This is a genomic window from Agrobacterium sp. P15N1-A, assembly GCF_044626815.1.
Lineage (GTDB): Bacteria > Pseudomonadota > Alphaproteobacteria > Rhizobiales > Rhizobiaceae > Agrobacterium > Agrobacterium leguminum.
Map to the genome: position 1 here is coordinate 80,165 of NZ_JBIUPF010000001.1, position 17,837 is coordinate 98,001.

The 17,837-nt window shown below is 59.9% G+C and carries 16 protein-coding genes; 10 read left to right on the forward strand and 6 right to left on the reverse strand.

Annotated elements, in window-relative coordinates:
- Window positions 1-67 precede the first annotated feature (67 nt).
- The 5 genes from ccoG (at window position 68) to gndA (ending at window position 6,185) form a co-directional block, all read left to right on the forward strand.
- Window positions 68-1,651, forward strand: a complete 1,584-nt coding sequence (ccoG, locus tag ACIK7D_RS00395; protein ID WP_206913003.1) for a cytochrome c oxidase accessory protein CcoG — start codon at window positions 68-70, stop codon at window positions 1,649-1,651.
- Window positions 1,648-2,148, forward strand: a complete 501-nt coding sequence (locus ACIK7D_RS00400) for a FixH family protein (protein ID WP_065115620.1) — start codon at window positions 1,648-1,650, stop codon at window positions 2,146-2,148. The genes ccoG and ACIK7D_RS00400 overlap by 4 nt, the downstream gene beginning before the upstream one ends.
- Complete coding sequence (locus tag ACIK7D_RS00405; RefSeq protein WP_400155370.1) at window positions 2,145-4,436, forward strand: cation-translocating P-type ATPase; 2,292 nt, start codon at window positions 2,145-2,147, stop codon at window positions 4,434-4,436. The genes ACIK7D_RS00400 and ACIK7D_RS00405 overlap by 4 nt, the downstream gene beginning before the upstream one ends.
- On the forward strand, window positions 4,433-4,591 hold the full coding sequence (gene ccoS / locus ACIK7D_RS00410; RefSeq protein WP_035223387.1) for a cbb3-type cytochrome oxidase assembly protein CcoS: 159 nt from the start codon (window positions 4,433-4,435) through the stop codon (window positions 4,589-4,591). The genes ACIK7D_RS00405 and ccoS overlap by 4 nt, the downstream gene beginning before the upstream one ends.
- A gap of 163 nt (window positions 4,592-4,754) precedes the next feature.
- A complete protein-coding gene (gene gndA / locus ACIK7D_RS00415) occupies window positions 4,755-6,185 on the forward strand; it encodes an NADP-dependent phosphogluconate dehydrogenase (protein ID WP_400155371.1) in 1,431 nt (476 codons plus the stop codon).
- A 68-nt stretch (window positions 6,186-6,253) separates the two neighbouring features.
- Here the strand turns inward: gndA and ACIK7D_RS00420 are convergent, their stop codons facing one another.
- The 3 genes from ACIK7D_RS00420 to ACIK7D_RS00430 all read right to left on the reverse strand — a co-directional run bounded on the left by ACIK7D_RS00420 (window position 6,254) and on the right by ACIK7D_RS00430 (window position 10,425).
- Window positions 6,254-6,580: an RcnB family protein gene (locus ACIK7D_RS00420; RefSeq protein WP_003525025.1), complete on the reverse strand. Its 327-nt coding sequence runs from the start codon at window positions 6,578-6,580 to the stop codon at window positions 6,254-6,256.
- Between the two features lie 190 nt (window positions 6,581-6,770).
- Window positions 6,771-7,802 carry an L-glyceraldehyde 3-phosphate reductase gene (gene mgrA / locus ACIK7D_RS00425; protein ID WP_127756005.1) on the reverse strand — a complete coding sequence of 344 codons (1,032 nt, stop codon included), beginning with the start codon at window positions 7,800-7,802 and terminating at the stop codon, window positions 6,771-6,773.
- Window positions 7,803-7,926: 124 nt separating this feature from the next.
- Complete coding sequence (locus tag ACIK7D_RS00430) at window positions 7,927-10,425, reverse strand: glycosyl hydrolase 2 galactose-binding domain-containing protein (RefSeq protein WP_400155372.1); 2,499 nt, start codon at window positions 10,423-10,425, stop codon at window positions 7,927-7,929.
- A 489-nt stretch (window positions 10,426-10,914) separates the two neighbouring features.
- Here ACIK7D_RS00430 and ACIK7D_RS00435 point away from each other — a divergent pair, with 489 nt between their 5' ends.
- On the forward strand, window positions 10,915-11,967 hold the full coding sequence (locus ACIK7D_RS00435) for a LacI family transcriptional regulator (protein ID WP_400155373.1): 1,053 nt from the start codon (window positions 10,915-10,917) through the stop codon (window positions 11,965-11,967).
- A gap of 194 nt (window positions 11,968-12,161) precedes the next feature.
- On the opposite strand, the gene znuA is transcribed toward ACIK7D_RS00435, so the two are convergent.
- Window positions 12,162-13,154, reverse strand: a complete 993-nt coding sequence (znuA, locus tag ACIK7D_RS00440) for a zinc ABC transporter substrate-binding protein ZnuA (protein ID WP_400155374.1) — start codon at window positions 13,152-13,154, stop codon at window positions 12,162-12,164.
- A 104-nt stretch (window positions 13,155-13,258) separates the two neighbouring features.
- On the opposite strand from znuA, the gene znuC reads away from it, so the two are divergent.
- Genes znuC through zur form a run of 3 tightly spaced genes read left to right on the forward strand, consistent with a single transcriptional unit; the run spans window position 13,259 to window position 15,394 of the window.
- Window positions 13,259-14,173 (forward strand): zinc ABC transporter ATP-binding protein ZnuC, encoded by a 915-nt coding sequence (gene znuC / locus ACIK7D_RS00445; protein WP_400155375.1) that lies wholly within the window; start codon window positions 13,259-13,261, stop codon window positions 14,171-14,173.
- Window positions 14,166-14,984: a zinc ABC transporter permease subunit ZnuB gene (znuB, locus tag ACIK7D_RS00450; protein ID WP_400155376.1), complete on the forward strand. Its 819-nt coding sequence runs from the start codon at window positions 14,166-14,168 to the stop codon at window positions 14,982-14,984. Before znuC ends, znuB begins: the two co-directional genes overlap by 8 nt.
- On the forward strand, window positions 14,981-15,394 hold the full coding sequence (zur, locus tag ACIK7D_RS00455; RefSeq protein ID WP_020809932.1) for a zinc uptake transcriptional repressor Zur: 414 nt from the start codon (window positions 14,981-14,983) through the stop codon (window positions 15,392-15,394). Before znuB ends, zur begins: the two co-directional genes overlap by 4 nt.
- A gap of 36 nt (window positions 15,395-15,430) precedes the next feature.
- On the opposite strand, the gene ACIK7D_RS00460 is transcribed toward zur, so the two are convergent.
- Both ACIK7D_RS00460 and ACIK7D_RS00465 read right to left on the reverse strand, forming a co-directional pair.
- The gene (locus ACIK7D_RS00460; RefSeq protein ID WP_400155377.1) at window positions 15,431-15,964 is read right to left on the reverse strand and encodes a gamma carbonic anhydrase family protein; all 534 of its coding nucleotides are present in this window, start codon (window positions 15,962-15,964) and stop codon (window positions 15,431-15,433) included.
- A 34-nt stretch (window positions 15,965-15,998) separates the two neighbouring features.
- Window positions 15,999-16,688 carry a fumarylacetoacetate hydrolase family protein gene (locus ACIK7D_RS00465; protein WP_400155378.1) on the reverse strand — a complete coding sequence of 230 codons (690 nt, stop codon included), beginning with the start codon at window positions 16,686-16,688 and terminating at the stop codon, window positions 15,999-16,001.
- A gap of 137 nt (window positions 16,689-16,825) precedes the next feature.
- Here ACIK7D_RS00465 and dusA point away from each other — a divergent pair, with 137 nt between their 5' ends.
- Complete coding sequence (gene dusA / locus ACIK7D_RS00470) at window positions 16,826-17,836, forward strand: tRNA dihydrouridine(20/20a) synthase DusA (protein ID WP_400155379.1); 1,011 nt, start codon at window positions 16,826-16,828, stop codon at window positions 17,834-17,836.
- Window position 17,837 lies beyond the last annotated feature (1 nt).

Here is a 17,837-nt window from a genome sequence, read left to right on the forward strand (position 1 = left end):
GATGTAAGTCAAGGATGTTTCACCGGGGAGATGGGAGAAAGCAAGGAGATAAAAATGGACTCCTATCATGAACATCTATCGCGCCGGACAGGATCGCCCGCAACAGCCCGTCGAAAGGCTGGAGGCGGAGGCCGTCAATTCCGCAAAAACGCGCAAACCGCTTTACGAAGCGCGCAAGAAGATTTTTCCGAAGCGCGCCGAAGGCAGGTTCCGGCGGTTCAAATGGCTGGTGATGCTGGTCACGCTCGGCATCTATTATCTGACGCCGTTCCTGCGCTGGGACCGTGGTCCCTATGCGCCCGATCAGGCGGTATTGATCGATATCGCCAACCGGCGCTTTTATTTCTTCTTCATCGAAATCTGGCCGCAGGAGTTCTTTTTTGTTGCCGGCCTGCTGGTCATGGCGGGGCTGGGGCTGTTTCTCGTCACATCAGCCGTCGGGCGCGCATGGTGCGGTTACACCTGTCCGCAGACCGTCTGGGTCGACCTGTTTCTGGTGGTCGAACGGGCGATCGAGGGCGACAGGAACGCCCGCATGAAGCTGGATGCGGCGCCCTTCACATTTGGCAAATTGCGCAAGCGGGTGCTGAAACATGCGATCTGGCTGGTGATTGGCGTTCTGACCGGCGGCGCCTGGATTTTCTATTTCGCCGATGCGCCGACGCTGGCGATGCAGTTCATGACCGGGCAGGCGCCGATGATCGCCTACTCGACCGTCGCCACGCTGACCGCCACTACCTATGTCTTCGGCGGGCTGATGCGGGAACAGGTGTGCACCTACATGTGTCCCTGGCCGCGCATCCAGGCGGCGATGCTGGATGAGAATTCGCTTGTCGTCACCTATAATGACTGGCGCGGTGAGCCGCGCTCGCGGCACGCCAAGAAGGCTGCGGCAGCTGGGGAGAGCATCGGCGATTGCGTCGATTGCAATGCCTGTGTCGCGGTCTGTCCCATGGGCATCGACATCAGGGACGGGCAGCAGCTGGAATGCATCACCTGTGCGCTCTGCATCGATGCCTGTGACGGGGTGATGGACAAGATCGGCAAGCCGCGCGGGCTGATCGCCTATGCGACGCTGTCCGAATATCAGTCCAACATGGCGCTGGCGACCGGCAATGGCGAGTACGCCATCCGCCCCGCCAATGTGCGTGAGGAGGACGGCAGTTTCAGCAAGCGCGTCCGCCACTTCAACTGGCGCATCATCTTCCGGCCGCGCACGCTGCTTTATACCGCCATCTGGGCTGCCGTTGGCATCGGCATGCTGTTTGCGCTTGTGACGCGCGAGCGGCTGGCGCTCAATGTCCTGCACGACCGCAATCCGCAATATGTGCTGGAATCGAACGGTTCGATCCGTAACGGCTATACCGTGCGCATTCTCAACATGGTGCCGCAACCGCGCGTGATGAGCCTGACAATAGAAGGCCTTCCGAATGCGGTGATGAAGATAAACGGCATGCCGGATACGGCCGCGCGCGCCTTCGAGGTGACGGTGGAACCGGATGAGGCGACGACGCTGAAGGTCTTCGTCACCCTGCCGGGCAAGGATATCGCGCGGACGGCGGAAAACTTCGAATTCATCGTCAGCGATACGGCCGGCCACGAAACGGCCCGCTACGATGCGGTCTTCAATGCTCCGGGAGTGAAAAAATGACAGTCAACAATCGCCAGACATCCGGCTTCGTTTTCACCGGCTGGCACATGCTCGGCGTCATGGTGCTGTTCTTTGGCACCATCATCACCGTCAACATGATCATGGCCTGGAATGCGGTCCACAGCTGGAGCGGGCTCGTTGTGCCCAACACCTATGTTGCCAGCCAGCAGTTCAATGCCAAGGCGGAAGCCGCCAAAGCACGGGCCGCAACCGGCATCAAGGGCAGGCTCGTGGTGGATGAGAAGACCGTACGTTACGAGGTTTTCCATCCCGATAAAGGTCCGATCGATACGGATACGGTGACGGCGCATTTTCGTCGGCCCGTGGGTGAAAGCCAGAATTTCGACATGGAACTGACCCCGGCCACCACCGGCGTCTTTACCGGCGCACATGACATGCTGCCGGGGCAATGGATCGTCGAGGTTACCGCCGTCAAGGACGGCCGGATCATCGTGCATGAGGGCACGCGGATTGCCGTTATCAGGGGACGTCAATGAGCTGCTGCGCACCGGGAACGGAAGGCTCGCTTCAACTCGGCGAGCCGGTCAATCCACCATCGTCGGAGGAATTGCTGCTGGCGAGCCGCGATCTGGGGCAGGGGCTGCGTCAGACCGATCTCAGCGTGCCGGATGTTTATTGCGGTGCCTGCATCACAACCATCGAGACCGCGCTTAACCGTTTGCCGCAGGTGGAACGCGCGCGGGTGAACCTGTCATCCAAACGTGTGGCGGTTGTGTGGAGGGAAGAGGTCAATGGCGTCAGGACCGATCCCGCCGAGATTGCCCGTGCAATCCTGTCGACGGGATACCGCACACATCTTTTCGCCAGCGGACAGGACGCCTCCGACGCGTTGCGCTCGCAGCTGATAAGGGCGGTGGCGCTGTGCGGTTTTGCCTCCGCCAATATCATGCTTCTGTCTGTCTCCGTCTGGTCGGGGGCGGATGCGGCGACGCGCGACATGTTCCACTGGATTTCGGCGATGATCGCCGCGCCGGCGCTGATCTATGGCGGGCGTTTCTTCTATCAATCTGCCTGGAACGCGCTGAAACACGGCCGCACCAACATGGATGTGCCGATCGCGCTTGCCATCACGCTCTCTTATGCCGTTTCGCTGTGGGAAACGATCCATCACGGTGAACATGCCTGGTTCGACGCGACCGTATCGCTGCTGTTCTTCCTGCTGATCGGCCGCACGCTGGACCATATCATGCGCGACAAGGCGCGCTCGGCCATTGCCGGATTGGCCCGGCTGTCGCCGCGCGGGGCGACCGTCATCGGGGAGGATGGAACGCGGGAATACCGCCAGCTTGCCGATGTTCAACCCGGAATGTCGATTGCGATTGCGGCAGGTGATCGTGTGGCGGTGGATGCGATTGTCGTCTCCGGCAGCAGCGATCTCGACATGTCCATCGTCAATGGTGAAAGCGCGCCGCGTCGCGTTGCGGCAGGCGACAGCCTGCAGGCCGGCACGCTCAACCTCACCGGTTCGCTCACCGCCCGGGTGACCGCCTCGGCCAGGGACTCCTTCCTGTCGGAAGTGATCGGGTTGATGGAGGCGGCCGAAGGCGGGCGGGCGCGTTACCGCCGTATCGCCGACCGCGCCGCAAGCTATTATTCACCCGTGGTGCATCTTCTCGCGCTGGTTACATTCCTCGGCTGGGGCATTTTTGGCGGGGACTGGAAACAGGCGATGCTGATTGCCATTGCGGTTCTCATCATTACCTGCCCCTGTGCGCTCGGCCTTGCTGTTCCCGTCGTGCAGGTGGTGGCCGCTGGACGGCTCTTCCGGCACGGCATCATGGTCAAGGAAGGCTCGGCCATGGAGCGGCTGGCCGAAATCGACACCGTACTGTTCGACAAGACCGGCACGCTGACCGTTGGTAAACCGAGACTGGTCGAGACAGGTGATGTGAAGCCGGCCACCATGGCAATTGCGGCGGGACTTGCCGCCCATTCGCGTCATCCTCTCTCGAAAGCCCTGCATGCCGCTTATAGCGGTGCCTTGCCGGCCTATGAGGTGGTGCGGGAAATTCCAGGCTCGGGTGTCGAGGCCGAGACGGAAGCCGGCATCTACCGGCTCGGTAATCGCCGTTTCGCCTGCCCGGATGAGGCACAGACCGACAATGGCGATGCGCGGTCGGAAGTGGTGCTGTCGCTCGATGGCCATCAACTGGCGAGCTTCGGCTTCGAGGATAATCCGCGCGCGGGTGCGGTTGCGGCTTTGCGTGATCTCTCAGTGCGGGGCCTGATGCAGGAAATCGTTTCGGGTGACCGGGCCGCCGCCGTCAGCGCGATGGCGCAGCGGCTGGGGATCGGTAACTGGCGTGCGGACCTTTCGCCGAAGGACAAGGCGGCGCGCTGCGCCGAACTTGCCGGAGAGGGGCGCAGGGTGCTGATGGTGGGAGACGGTATCAACGATGCGCCGGCGCTCGCCGCCGCCCATGTTTCCATGGCGCCCGCCACCGCCGCCGACATTGGCCGTCAGGCCGCGGATTTCGTGTTCATGCAGGAGGATCTCAATGCCGTGCCTTTTGCGATCGAGACATCGCAGCGGGCCGGAAGGCTTATCCGGCAGAACTTCGCGCTTGCCATCGGCTATAATATCATCGCCGTGCCGATTGCGGTTGCCGGTTATGCGACGCCGATGATCGCGGCCATTGCGATGTCGACATCTTCACTGATCGTCGTTGCCAATGCGTTGCGCCTCGCCGGTGCGGCGGAAACCATCCGTCCCCGGAACGACGTAAAAACAGGATTTGCGGGTGAGGGGGCGCAACTGGCATGAACATGTTGATCTATCTCATTCCCGTCGCGCTGTTTCTGGGCGCACTCGGGCTTTTCGCCTTCCTCTGGTCGGTTCGATCAGGGCAGTATGACGATATGGACGGGGCTGCCTGGCGGGTAATCGATGATGGGGATGACCGGCCACGGCCCTCTTGAAGGAGAAGCAAAAGGTCAGTTTCGAACTGGCCTTGACCTGTCGCAAATATGCAAAGCTGATTTGCGTCATCAAAATTTAATCGTTTCAGTCGCGCCTAGCCTTGCCGTTTGGTGATTACAGTGCCACAACACGACCACCTAAAAGCAAGATGGAGGCACATCCGTGGAACAGGCAGAAATCGGTTTGATCGGTCTCGGCGTCATGGGCTCGAACCTGGCGTTGAACATCGCGGAAAAGGGCAACAAGATTGCCGTATTCAACCGAACCCCGGAAGTTACACGAAAATTCTACGCCGATGCGGGCGAACTGCAGAGCCAGATCATTCCCTGCGAAACCATCGAGGAATTCGTCGCTGCAATTCGTCCTCCGCGCCCGATCATCATCATGATCAAGGCCGGCGATCCGGTTGACCAGCAGATGGAAATCCTGAAGCCCCATCTCGCCAATGGCGACATCATGATCGACGCCGGCAATGCCAATTTCCGCGATACGATCCGCCGTTTCGACAATCTGAAGGATAGCGGCCTGACCTTTATCGGCATGGGCGTTTCCGGCGGTGAAGAAGGCGCGCGTCACGGACCGTCGATCATGGTCGGCGGCACCGAAGACAGCTGGAAGCGTGTCGAGAAGGTGCTGACCTCCATTTCCGCCAAGTATAATGACGATCCGTGCGTGGCATGGCTCGGCAATGACGGCGCCGGCCACTTCGTCAAGACCATCCATAACGGCATCGAATATGCCGACATGCAGATGATCGCCGAAATCTACGGCATCCTGCGTGATGGCCTTGGCATGAGCGCCGTCGAAATCGCCGATGTCTTCGCCGAATGGAACAAGGGCCGCCTGAATTCCTACCTGATCGAAATCACCGAGAAGGTTCTGCGCGCCGCCGATCCGATCACCGGCAAGCCGATGGTCGATCTGATCCTCGACAAGGCCGGCCAGAAGGGCACCGGCAAGTGGTCGGTCATCGAGGCGCAGAACATGGGCGTCGCCGCAACCGCCATCGAAGCGGCCGTGGCTGCCCGTATTCTCTCCTCGCAGAAGGATGAGCGCGAAGCTGCCGAGAAGATCTTCGGCCTGCCGACCCTTGCAGCGGCACCGGCTGACAAAAAGGCCTTCATCGCCGATCTGGAAAGCGCGCTTCTGGCCGCCAAGGTCGGCGCTTATGCGCAGGGCTTCGCCATCATGTCGGCGGCTTCGAAGGAGTTCAACTGGAGCCTGCCGATGCCGACGATTGCCCGCATCTGGCGCGCTGGCTGCATCATCCGCTCGGAATTCCTCGATGAGATCACCTCGGCCTTCACCAAGGATCCGCATGTGGCCAACCTCATCGTGACGCCTGCCTTCGCCGCCATCGTCAAGGATACCGATGCGCCGCTGCGCCGCGTGGTTTCCTACGCCGTGCTCTCTGGCCTGCCGGTTTCGGCGCTGGCTTCGGCACTCGGCTATTTCGATGCCTATCGCCGCGGTCGCGGCAGCGCCAACCTCATTCAGGCGCAGCGCGACTTCTTCGGCGCGCATGGTTTCGAACGCACCGACGGAGTGGACAAACCGCACGGCCCATGGGGCAGCGGCGCCGAAATTTTCTGATCGGCTAAAACGATAAAAACAAAAGGCCCGCGCAAGCGGGCCTTTTTCATTTCGGTTGCTGCTTCAACTCAGCGGGCGGCGGCGAGGCCGACGATGAGGCCGCTGACGGCGTTGATCAGCAGGAACTGGTTGTCGACGCGTACCCAGCGCTGGTCGCGGCGCGGTTCTGCGAGGTGGTAACGGCGGTAGTCACGGCGGTCCACCATGTTGCGGCGCTCACGGGCCGAGAGGCGCTGGCCGCGATCCCAGCGGTGCTTCTTGACGATGACTTTCTTGGTGGTGACCTGACGCTCGACGGTGACGCCGCGATGGCGATCGTCGTGGCGGCTCTGGGCCTGGGCCATCGGAGCTGCAAGAACGGTGGCTGCCAGAAGAATGGTGACGAACTTTTTCATGGAAGTTTCCTCTCGGGTTTCGATGAGAAGAACTTACGAATAAACGAATGAACGGAAACTGAATTTAAAATTACATTTATGTAATGGTTGTTAATGCTTAGTGGCGGGAGTTAATCTTTTGTTTTGAGTTTCTTGGCGCAAGTTTCGGGGTGCGAAGGCCGCCCGGAGGAACCGGGCGACCGTTCCTGTATCAGACCCGTTCGGCGGATTTTGCCCAGAGGTTGATATCTGCATCCCTGGCGTAACGATCGATTTCCGCCAGCTCCTCGGTGGAGAACTCGGCATTGTCGAGCGCCTTGACGCAATCCTCGACCTGTTCGACACGGCTTGCGCCGATCAGTGCCGAGGTGATGCGGCCGCCGCGCAGAACCCAGGCAATCGCCATCTGCGCCAGCGTCTGGCCGCGGCGTTCGGCAATGCTGTTGAGGGAGCGGATGTTTTCCACATTGCGCTCGTTAAGGAAGGCCGGGTTCAGCGACTTGCTCTGCGATGCACGGCTGCCATCCGGCACGCCGCCGAGATATTTCGTCGTCAGCATGCCCTGCGCCAGTGGCGAGAAGACGATGGAGCCGATGCCCAGCTCTTCCAGCGTATCGACGAGACCGTCTTCCTCGATCCAGCGATTGATCATCGAGTAGCTCGGCTGATGGATGATGCAGGGCGTGCCGAGGTCCTTGAGGATGGCGGCGGCCTCACGGGTGCGCTTCGAGTTGTAGGACGAGATGCCGACATAAAGCGCCTTGCCCGAGCGCACGATCTGGTCCAGCGCGCCGCAGGTTTCCTCAAGCGGCGTGTTGGGGTCGAAACGGTGGGAATAGAAAATATCGACATAGTCCAGCCCCATGCGCTTCAGGCTCTGGTCGCAGGAAGAGATCAGATATTTGCGGCTGCCCCATTCACCATAGGGGCCGGGCCACATGTTGTAGCCAGCCTTGGAGGAGATGATCATCTCGTCGCGATAGCCGGCGAAATCCGTCTTCAGGATTTCACCGAAGGCGGTTTCGGCGCTGCCGGGCGGCGGGCCGTAATTGTTGGCGAGATCGAAATGGGTGATGCCGAGATCGAAGGCGCGACGGCAAATGGCCTGTTTCGTCTGGTGCGGCGTATCGTTGCCGAAATTGTGCCAGAGCCCCAGCGAAATCGCCGGCAGTTTCAGGCCGGTCTTGCCGCAATGATTGTATTTCATGGACGCGTATCGGTTTTCGGCCGGTTGCCAAACCATGGGTCTTCCTCCACTTGCTGATGACTGGCTGCCGGAGAACCCGGCAACCTTTGAACCGATGAAAACAGGTGCGGGCGCACCTGTCATTCCCCAGAGGGATGGTTATGCCTTTCTCCGCTTGGTTTCAATGCCGGGATTGGCCCGAGATTGGGCCCGGATTGGGCGAGGATTGGCAGGTATGAAGATCGAAGATGCGGAAATGCGGCTGGGGGCCATCCGCCTTCGGGGTGAAGATGATGCGGCGCGTTTCGCCGGCGGAAAGATCGAACAGATTGTCCGAATATCGCCCAGGCTGGTCCGCCTCCAGCATGACGAAGAGGGCGAGACCGGCGGCGGTGACATCGATTTCAAACTGACCGTTCTTCAGCGGCCCGATTGACAGATCCAACCCGGCGGGCTGAAGCTCCAGCGCCTTGTAGGTGTCGCGCACGTGATGGCCTTCGCCGGTCATGCCGTTGGAGGCAATGAAGCTCCATGCAAGGATGGCGCCATCCGGCAGGCTGTCCATGTCGATTTCGGTCAGCGTCGCGGCCTTATCCGTCGCGCATGTTCCATTGGCGGATTTCAGCGGCACGCGGTTGCCGTCCATGGTCAGCGCAACGATGTTCATGTCGATCTCGACGTCTTCCGCTGTGTCGTTGACCATGGAAAAGCTCACCTGTCGCCCATCCCTGGAGGGAATGGCCGAGACCGTGACCTGCTGGAAGAACCGTCGGGCGGCATAATGCAGCGCCTTCCAGCCGCCGCCATAATCGAGGCTCGACCATGAGGCGACCGGCCATGTGTCGTTCAGCTGCCAATAAAGCGTGCCCATGCAATGGGGTTTCAGCGAGCGCCAGTAGTCGACAGCCGTGCGGATGGCCAGCGCCTGCTGGACCTGGCTCAGATAGACGAAGTTCTCGAAATCCTTGGGGAAGCGGAAATAACGGAACATGGTGCCGGCGATCCGTTCATTGCCGCCGACATTCTTCTGGTGCAGCTCGATGACCGGGGAGGCGATGTTCATGTCCCTGTCTTCCGCATAGGTGCGGATGACGGGCATGGATGTGTAGGACTGGAACCCGAATTCGGAGCAGAAGCGCGGTTTGACCGACCGGTAATTGTCGAAGGATTTGTTCTCGTGCCAGACGGACCAGTAATGCATGTCGCCGGAACCATCCGCGTGCCATGCATCGCCGTAATCGAGGTAACCAGACGCGGGACTCGATGGCCACCAGAGCGCTTCGGGGGCGGCTTTTTTCAGGGCCCATTCGATGGTGCGGTTCAGACGATCATAGGCGACGAGATAGCGGTCGCGATTGTTGCGGGATTCATCGAACCAGGTCAGCGCGCCCACCAGCTCGTTATCGCCGCACCACAGCGCGATGGAGGCATGCGAGGACAGGCGTTTCACCTGGTAATCGACCTCGTGTTCGACATTGTCGAGAAAGTCCTCGCTGCAGGGATAAAGATTGCAGGCGAACATGAAATCCTGCCAGACCAGAAGGCCGAGACGATCGCAGAGATCGTAGAACCAGTCTTCCTCATAGAACCCGCCGCCCCAGACACGGATCATGTTCATGTTGGCCTCGACCGCGGAGCAGAGGAGGTCTTCGGTCTTTTGCCGGCTGGTCAGTGAATAAAGCGCGTCGGCTGGAATCCAGTTGGCGCCGCGGCAGAAAATTTCCCGGCCGTTGATACGGAAAGCGAAACGGCTGCCCGCTTCATCCTTGTCCGTCAGTAGTTCGATGGTCCTGAAGCCGATCTGGCGGGTGACGGTCTCATCGGGCAATTCCACCGTTAGCCTGTAGAGCGTCTGCTCACCACTGCCGGCCGGCCACCAGAGCTCCGGATTTTCCACGAAGAAGACGTGACGCACCACCGTTTCGCCGGCACCGACGCCGCAATCGAGCCTGAGCCTTTCGTCATTCAGCGACAGATAGACCGGTAAGCTCGCGGGGCCTTCGGCAAACAGCGTGACGGCCACATGCAGTTCCACACCGCCTTCGACATGGTGCTGCGAGGTGACGACATGTTCGATGCGGGCTGTATTGAGGCGCTTCAGCAGGATTTTGCCGTAAAGGCCGAGCGGCGCAATCGCGATATTCCAGTCCCAGCCGAAATGGCATTGCGGCTTGCGCAGCATGTTGCCATTGGCGATCGGCGAATTGCCGGGGTGATAGGGAATATAAAAGGGCTGCCGCGCCTGCCGTTCCGCACCGGCCGCGATGTTGGAATGGAAATGGATACGAATGGTGTTTTCACCCGGCCGCACGGCGCGCGAAACATCCGGGCGGTAACGGCGGAAGCAATTGTCGGCGCTCAGGACCGGGATGTCGTTGACGAAGACGATGGCGACGGTGTCGAGGTAATCGATATCGAGATACCAGCTGGCATCCGCCTCATCGAGAATGAATGTGCGCTCGAGGATCCAGTCCTGCTGCGCGACCCATTGCACCGCCTTCTCATTCGCGCCGTGATAGGGATCTGGAATGATGCCCGCATTTTTGAGCGCGGTGTGAATATCGCCCGGTACGGAAAGCTGGGTGGCGTGGTCTCCTTCCACCGAGGTCAAGCGCCAGGACCCGGCCAGATCGATGAGGGTTTCGGGCGAGGAAGAAGAAATCATAATCGGACCCTGCATAATATGAATTCGAAGAAGACTGGCCTGCATCATGGTGCAGGCTTGTGTCAGAATCTGGGGAGAATGGATGCTCGCAAAGCGGCTGCCTCACATTTATCCGGCTTTGCGATTTCCGCCCTTCGGCAACGTTACCGTAAAACAATCGTTCCGTCATTCCTTTGAGTGGGAATCAGTAACATGAAAAATGCCGGGGAACGCCGGGTCTTGACAATGACGTTGTCTCGCTCAGTAATTCGTTAGTTTTATCATTTTATATTAGTATTTTATGTCAGTTTTCTAATCTGAATAATTAGGATTTTCATCCAATGATATCCGAACTTTAGGCCCCGGAAGAACAGGGTCGCAGTCGGGAAATATTTTCCGGACCTATATCGTTTTAGCTGAATTGGCGGATAGTCGGACGAACTGGCCTTTGACTGCCGACCTTTGCCTTTGCAACAGCGCAAAAGCTATCTATGATTATCGTTCGGTAAAGCGTGGCGAAATGACATGAACGATACTGGCAAATCCGGCAGGGACGAGATACCCGCGACCACGGGCGAGCGTCCGACCTTGAAGACAATCGCCTATATGACGGGTCTCGGCATCACCACCGTCTCGCGCGCGCTGAAGGATGCGCCCGATATCGGCGCTGAAACCAAGGAGCGCGTGCGGCTGATCGCCCGGCAGATCGGCTACCAGCCAAACCGCGCCGGGGTGCGCCTTCGCACCGGCAAGACCAATGTGATCGCCCTTGTGCTGAGCGTCGATGAAGAACTGATGGGTTTCACCAGCCAGATGGTATTCGGCATCACCGAGGTTCTTTCCACCACACAATATCATCTGGTCGTGACGCCCCACATCCATGCCAAGGATTCCATGGTGCCGATCCGCTATATTCTCGATACCGGTTCGGCGGATGGTGTCATTATTTCGAAAATCGAGCCCAACGATCCGCGCGTTCGGTTCATGACCGAGCGCAACATGCCCTTCGTCACCCATGGGCGGTCCGATATGGGCATCGACCATGCATTTCATGATTTCGACAATGAGGCCTATGCCTATGAGGCGGTCGAGCGGCTGGCGCAATGCGGACGCAAAAGGATCGCCGTCGTCGTGCCGCCATCGCGGTTTTCGTTCCACGATCACGCCCGCAAGGGTTTCAACCGGGCGATCAGGGATTTCGGCCTTAGCGAATTTCCGCTGGATGCCATCACCATCGAAACGCCGCTCGAAAAAATCCGCGATTTCGGCCAGCAGCTGATGCAATCGGATGACCGTCCCGACGGCATCGTTTCGATCAGCGGCAGCAGCACCATTGCGCTGGTGGCCGGTTTCGAAGCGGCAGGTGTGAAAATCGGCAAAGATATCGATATCGTTTCGAAACAGTCCGCCGAGTTCCTGAACTGGATCAAGCCGCAGATCCACACCGTCAATGAGGATATCAAGCTGGCGGGCAGGGAGCTTGCGAAGGCCCTTCTGGCGCGCATCAACGGCGCGCCGCCGGAAACCCTGCAGAGCATCAGCAGCCCTGTCTGGTCTTCGATGGCGCCGAAGCCGTAACGAGCCGCTTTGCGATTGATGGCGCGACGTCTCTGCCGAGCGATTGTCGCGGCTCGTTCCCTTATGCAGTACTTTATATTTCAAGCGCAAGTAACTGGTTTAAAATATGTATTATTCCGGTCATTCACGCTTCTGCCGTATTCCGGTTCAAAGCCGGAATGACGGAGCCGGGGCGTGAGCGGCGGCAATGCGCATCAGGACAGGCAATCCTTCAGCGAGCCTGCAATGCCGCGCATCAGCTTGAAATAGAGGTCCGGGCCGGGTTCCAGTGTCGCTGCCTCCGGATCGAGCGTCGCCGACTTTGCGGCGGTGCCTTCGGTAATGACCGAAATCAGCTTCGGCTCGAATTGCGGTTCAGCGAAAACGCAGGTTGCGCCGAGCTGGCGAACCTTTTCCTGCATCTGCTTGACGCGGTCCGCACCGGGCAGGGTTTCGGGGCTGACGGTGATCGACCCCGCCGTCTTCACGCCGTAACGATGCTCGAAATATTGATAGGCATCGTGGAAAACGATGAAGGGCTTGTCCTTCACCGGCTTGATCGTTTCCTTGAGTTCGGCATCGAGCGCATCGAGGTCGTCGATCAGTTTTTTGGTGTTGGCCTGATAGGTCGCGGCATTGCCGGCATCGGCGGCGATCAGCGCGGTTTCTATCGTCTGCGCCATGGCCTTGGCATTGGCGGGATCGAGCCAGAGATGGGTGTCGTATGCGCCGTGGTCATGGTCCTCGTGCCCCTCCGCATGGTCGTGTCCATGATCGTGCGCGCCTTCCTCTTCAGCGTGGCCGTCATGCGCCTCGTGGCCTTCATCGCCATGGTCATGTGTTTCAAAGGGGCCGCCTTCGCGGAAGGGCAGCTTTTCCAGACCCTTTGCGTCTTCCAGTTCCACCACGGTTGCCTTGCTGGCAAGCGCTTCGAGCGGCTTTTCCAGGAATGCTTCCAGTCCCGGCCCAACCCAGAAGACCACATCGGCCTTTTCGAGCTTGCGCGCATTGGACGGTCTGAGATTATAGGTATGTGGCGAGGCCGCGCCGTCGACGATGAGCTGCGGTTCGCCGACGCCCCGCATGATGGCGGCGACGAGGGAATGGACGGGCTTGATCGAGACCACGACATCGGGCGCGGCGGTGGCGCCGGAAGCGGCGGCCGCTATTGCCACCGATGCCATGAGCGGGATCAGAAACGATTTCATGAAATGCACTCCACTTGAAGAAGTATAGTTATGTTATTACATTTATTGCGTAACTCTATAACGTATGCAATAGCGGTAAGCAACATCGCCGAACGGACAATCCCATGCTTCATTCCGCCCATCGGGGCAAAGAGATACTGGTTTCCCTTGCCAATGCCGGCGTGCAGCGCAACGGCCGCTGGCTGGTGCGCGGCGTGGAGTTTTCCGTCAGCAAAGGCGAGATCGTCACGCTGATCGGGCCGAACGGTTCCGGCAAATCCACCAGCGCGAAAATGGCGATCGGCGTGGTGAAGCCGACCGAGGGCGAGGTTTCGCGCATTGCCGGTCTGAAGGTCGGTTATGTGCCGCAGAAGCTTTCCGTGGACTGGACCATGCCGCTTTCGGTGCGGCGGCTGATGACGCTGACGGGGCCGCTGCCAGCCCGCGAAATCGACGCGGCGCTGAATGCGACGGGCATTGCGCATCTCGCCAATGCGGAAGTGCAGCACCTTTCCGGCGGCGAGTTCCAGCGCGCGCTTCTCGCCCGCGCCATCGCCCGCAAACCCGATCTGCTGGTTCTCGACGAGCCCGTGCAGGGTGTCGATTTCTCCGGCGAGATCGCGCTCTATGATCTGATAAAAAATATCAGAAATTCAAATAATTGCGGAATTCTGTTAATCTCGCATGACCTGCATGTGGTGATGGCGGAAACCGACACTGTCATATGCTTGAACGGCCATGTGTGCTGCCGGGGCACGCCGCAGGCGGTGAGCCAGAGCCCGGAATATATGCGGCTGTTCGGCGGCTCGGCTGCCAAGGCTCTTGCCGTCTATAGCCACCATCACGATCATACCCATCTGCCCGATGGCCGGGTCCAGCATGCGGATGGTTCGGTGACCGATCATTGCCACCCCGAGGATGGGCACCACCATATGCATGACCACGGCCACCATCACCACAGCCATGACGAGTGTGGTTGCGGCCATGAGCATGAGGGCCATACGCCTCCCAGCGAGCGACAGGGAGAGCGCCATGTTTGACGATTTCTTCGTTCGCGCCATGGTCGCCGGTATCGGCGTTGCGCTCACTGCCGGTCCTCTCGGCTGTTTCGTCGTCTGGCGTCGCATGGCCTATTTCGGGGATACGATGGCGCATTCGGCGCTGCTCGGCGTCGCCCTGTCGCTGCTGTTAAAGCTCAACCTCATTGTCAGCGTCTTTCTGGTGGCATCGGCCGTGTCGATCCTGCTGCTCTTCTTGCAACGGCGACAGGCACTTTCCGCCGATGCGCTGCTTGGCATCTTGTCCCATTCGGCGCTGGCGATCGGTCTCGTCATCGTCGCTTTCATGAGCTGGGTGCGCATTGATCTCGTCTCGTTCCTGTTCGGCGATATTCTCGCCGTCACCCGCAGCGATATCGCCCTGATCTGGGGCGGCGGGCTGGTGGTCATCGTCTCCATGGTGTTCCTGTGGCGGTCGCTGCTTGCCTCCACCGTCAATACGGAGCTGGCCGAGGCCGAGGGGTTGAACCCGGAGCGCGCAAAGCTGTTCTTCACGCTATTGATGGCACTGGTGATCGCCATTGCCATGAAGGTGGTCGGCATCATGCTCATCACGTCGTTGCTCATCATACCGGCTGCCACCGCCAGACGTTTTTCCGCCACGCCCGAGGTGATGGCGGTGGTCGCGTCGCTGATCGGTGCGGTCGCCGTTGTCGGCGGCCTGTTCGGCTCGCTCAGTTACGATACACCGTCCGGCCCATCCATCGTGGTTGCCGCGGTGCTCCTCTTCGTTATAAGCCTGTTGCCGGCGCCGGGTTTTTCCCGCGCCGCGGATGAAGGAGGCAAATCATGAATGCGCAGACCCAGCAGAACCTCACCAAGAACCAGTCGCTGGTCATGAATGCCCTCTCAAACGCGCATCAGCCGCTCAGCGCCTATATGATCCTCGACAAGCTGCGGGATGAGGGTTTTCGTGCGCCGCTGCAGGTTTACCGGGCGCTGGAAAAGCTTGTGGAGTTTGGTCTCGTGCACCGGCTCGAGAGCCTTAATGCGTTCGTTGCCTGCACCCACACGCAGGCTGAGTGCTGCTCGCACCACCATGGCACGGTGGCTTTCGCTATCTGCGAATCCTGCGGGCAGGTGACGGAATTCCACGATCATGAAATCGACCATCGCCTGGAGCGCTGGGTGAAGGACAGCAAGTTCAAGGCGGAAAAGACCACCATTGAAATTCGCGGCCTCTGCGCCGCCTGCTCGGCTTAATCTCATGGCAGGGCGGGCGTGGATGCCCGCCGTTTCCTATCCCTCAATTATCGCCAGATCTTTCGAAAAACGCTTCCAGTTTTCGATGTATTTCTCCGCCGAGCGGCGCAGCCCCGCGGCGGCCTCATCATCCAGCGTGCGGATCGCGCGCGCCGGCGAGCCGACAATCAGGGAATTGTCCGGAAATTCCTTGCCCTCCGTCACCAGCGCATTGGCGCCGACGAGGCAGTTGCGGCCGATCTTCGCGCCATTCAGGATCGTCGCACCCATACCGACGAGCGAATTGTCGCCAATGGTGCAGCCATGCACGATGGCATGGTGGCCGATGGTGCACATTTCGCCGATGACGGCGGGAAAACCGGGATCGCTATGCACCATCACGCCTTCCTGAATATTGGTGCCGCGGCCGATGCTGATCGGCTCGTTATCGCCGCGCAGCGTTGCGCCGAACCAGATGCCGACATCTTCACCGAGCGTGACCGAGCCGATGACATTGGCATCGGGCGCCACCCAGTAGCGATTAGGCGCAGGGGTCTGCGGCACCCGGTCGGCGAGGCGGTAAAGCGGCATGGCGGTGTCCTCCCTTTAGTCTTGGCGATGGCTTTCAGGCAACCGTCACGCCCAGCGTGCCGACACCCTCGACGCCGCATTCGATGCGGTCGCCACGCACGATCGGGCCGACGCCGGCCGGCGTGCCGGTCATGATGACGTCACCGGCGGCAAGCGTGAACAGCTTGGAAAGCTCGGCAATCACTTCCGGCACCTTCCAGATCATCTGGGCAAGATCACCCGTCTGCTTGCGTTCGCCATTGACATCAAGCCAGATCGCACCTGCGGCGGGGTGGCCTATCCTGTCTGCGGGAACGATGAGGGAGACCGGTGCGGAATATTCGAAGGCCTTCGCGCCTTCCCAGGAGCGGCCCATCTTCTTCAGACCGTCCTGCAGGTCGCGGCGGGTCATGTCTATGCCGACGGCGTAACCCCAGACATGGTCCAGCGCCTCGGCCGCCGGGATATCGGCACCGCCGCTTTTCAGAACCACGACACACTCGACTTCGTAGTGCACATTCGATGATAGCGGCGGGTAGGGGAAATCCTGACCGGCGGGCAGCAGATTGTCCGGGTTCTTCTGGAAATAAAAGGGCGGCTCGCGCGAGGGGTCGTGGCCCATCTCAATGGCGTGATCGGCATAATTGCGGCCGACGCAATAGACCCGCCGTACGGGGAACAGATCGCCCGTGCCTTCAACGGGCAGGAGAACGGGTTTAGGAGCGGGGATGACGGTGGCGGCCATGTGGATTTCCTGTCGTCTTTTTCGGTGCAATTCTTGTCCCGCGATTCCGGGGCGATTTCCAGTTCAAAATGACCCTGCCTGCAAAACTGGCTTTTTACGGTCCTTTGCTGTAGAAGCCGGCGCAAAGAGGTTAATCCATGTACAGACAAGCGCTTGCAAGCGGCGAAAAAATCTTCGCCGTGGCCCCCATGATCGACTGGACCGATACCCGCTGTAGATTTCTGCACCGGCAATTGTCGAAGCGCGCGCTGCTTTATACCGAAATGATCGTCGCCGACGCCATCATCCATGGCCAGCGCGAAAGGCTGCTCGGTTACCACGCTGAGGAATATCCCGTTGCGCTGCAGCTTGGCGGGTCTGATCCGGCCAAGCTTGCCGAGGCGGTGCGGATCGCCGGCGATTACGGATATGACGAAATCAACCTCAATGTCGGCTGCCCCTCGGATCGCGTGCAATCCGGCACCTTCGGTGCCTGCCTGATGCGCGAACCGGAGGTGGTGGCGCAATGTGTCGCGGCACTGAAGGCTGTCGCCAGCGTGCCGGTTACGGTGAAATGCCGGATCGGCGTGGACGATCAGCAGCCGGAAGCGGTTCTGCCGGATTTTCTGAAACAGGTTGTTGCGGCAGGCGCGGACGCGGTCTGGGTTCATGCGCGAAAAGCCTGGCTGCAGGGGCTTTCGCCAAAGGAAAACCGCGAAGTGCCGCCGCTCGATTATGATCTCGTCTATCGCATGAAGCGGGAAAACCCTGATGTCTTTATCGGCATCAATGGCGGTATCGCCGATCTCGATCAGGCGAGCGGGCATCTCCAGCATATGGATGGCGTGATGCTTGGCCGCGCCGCTTATCACAACACGTCCATTCTTGCCGATGTCGACCATCGTATCTATGGCGAAGAGGCTCGCCAGCCGGACTGGATGGCGCTGCGTGACGCGATGATGGCCTATGCCGCCGACTATATCGCCGCAGGCGGACGTCTCAACCACGTCACCCGCCACATGGTCGGGCTGTTTCAGGGCATGCCCGGCGCGCGCCGTTTCCGGCAAATCCTCTCCAGCGACGCCACCCGACCGGGCGCTGGCCCGGAGGTGATCGAGGCCGCTTTTTCGGCCATCGATTTCAGCCCGACGAAAGACATGGCGGGCTGAA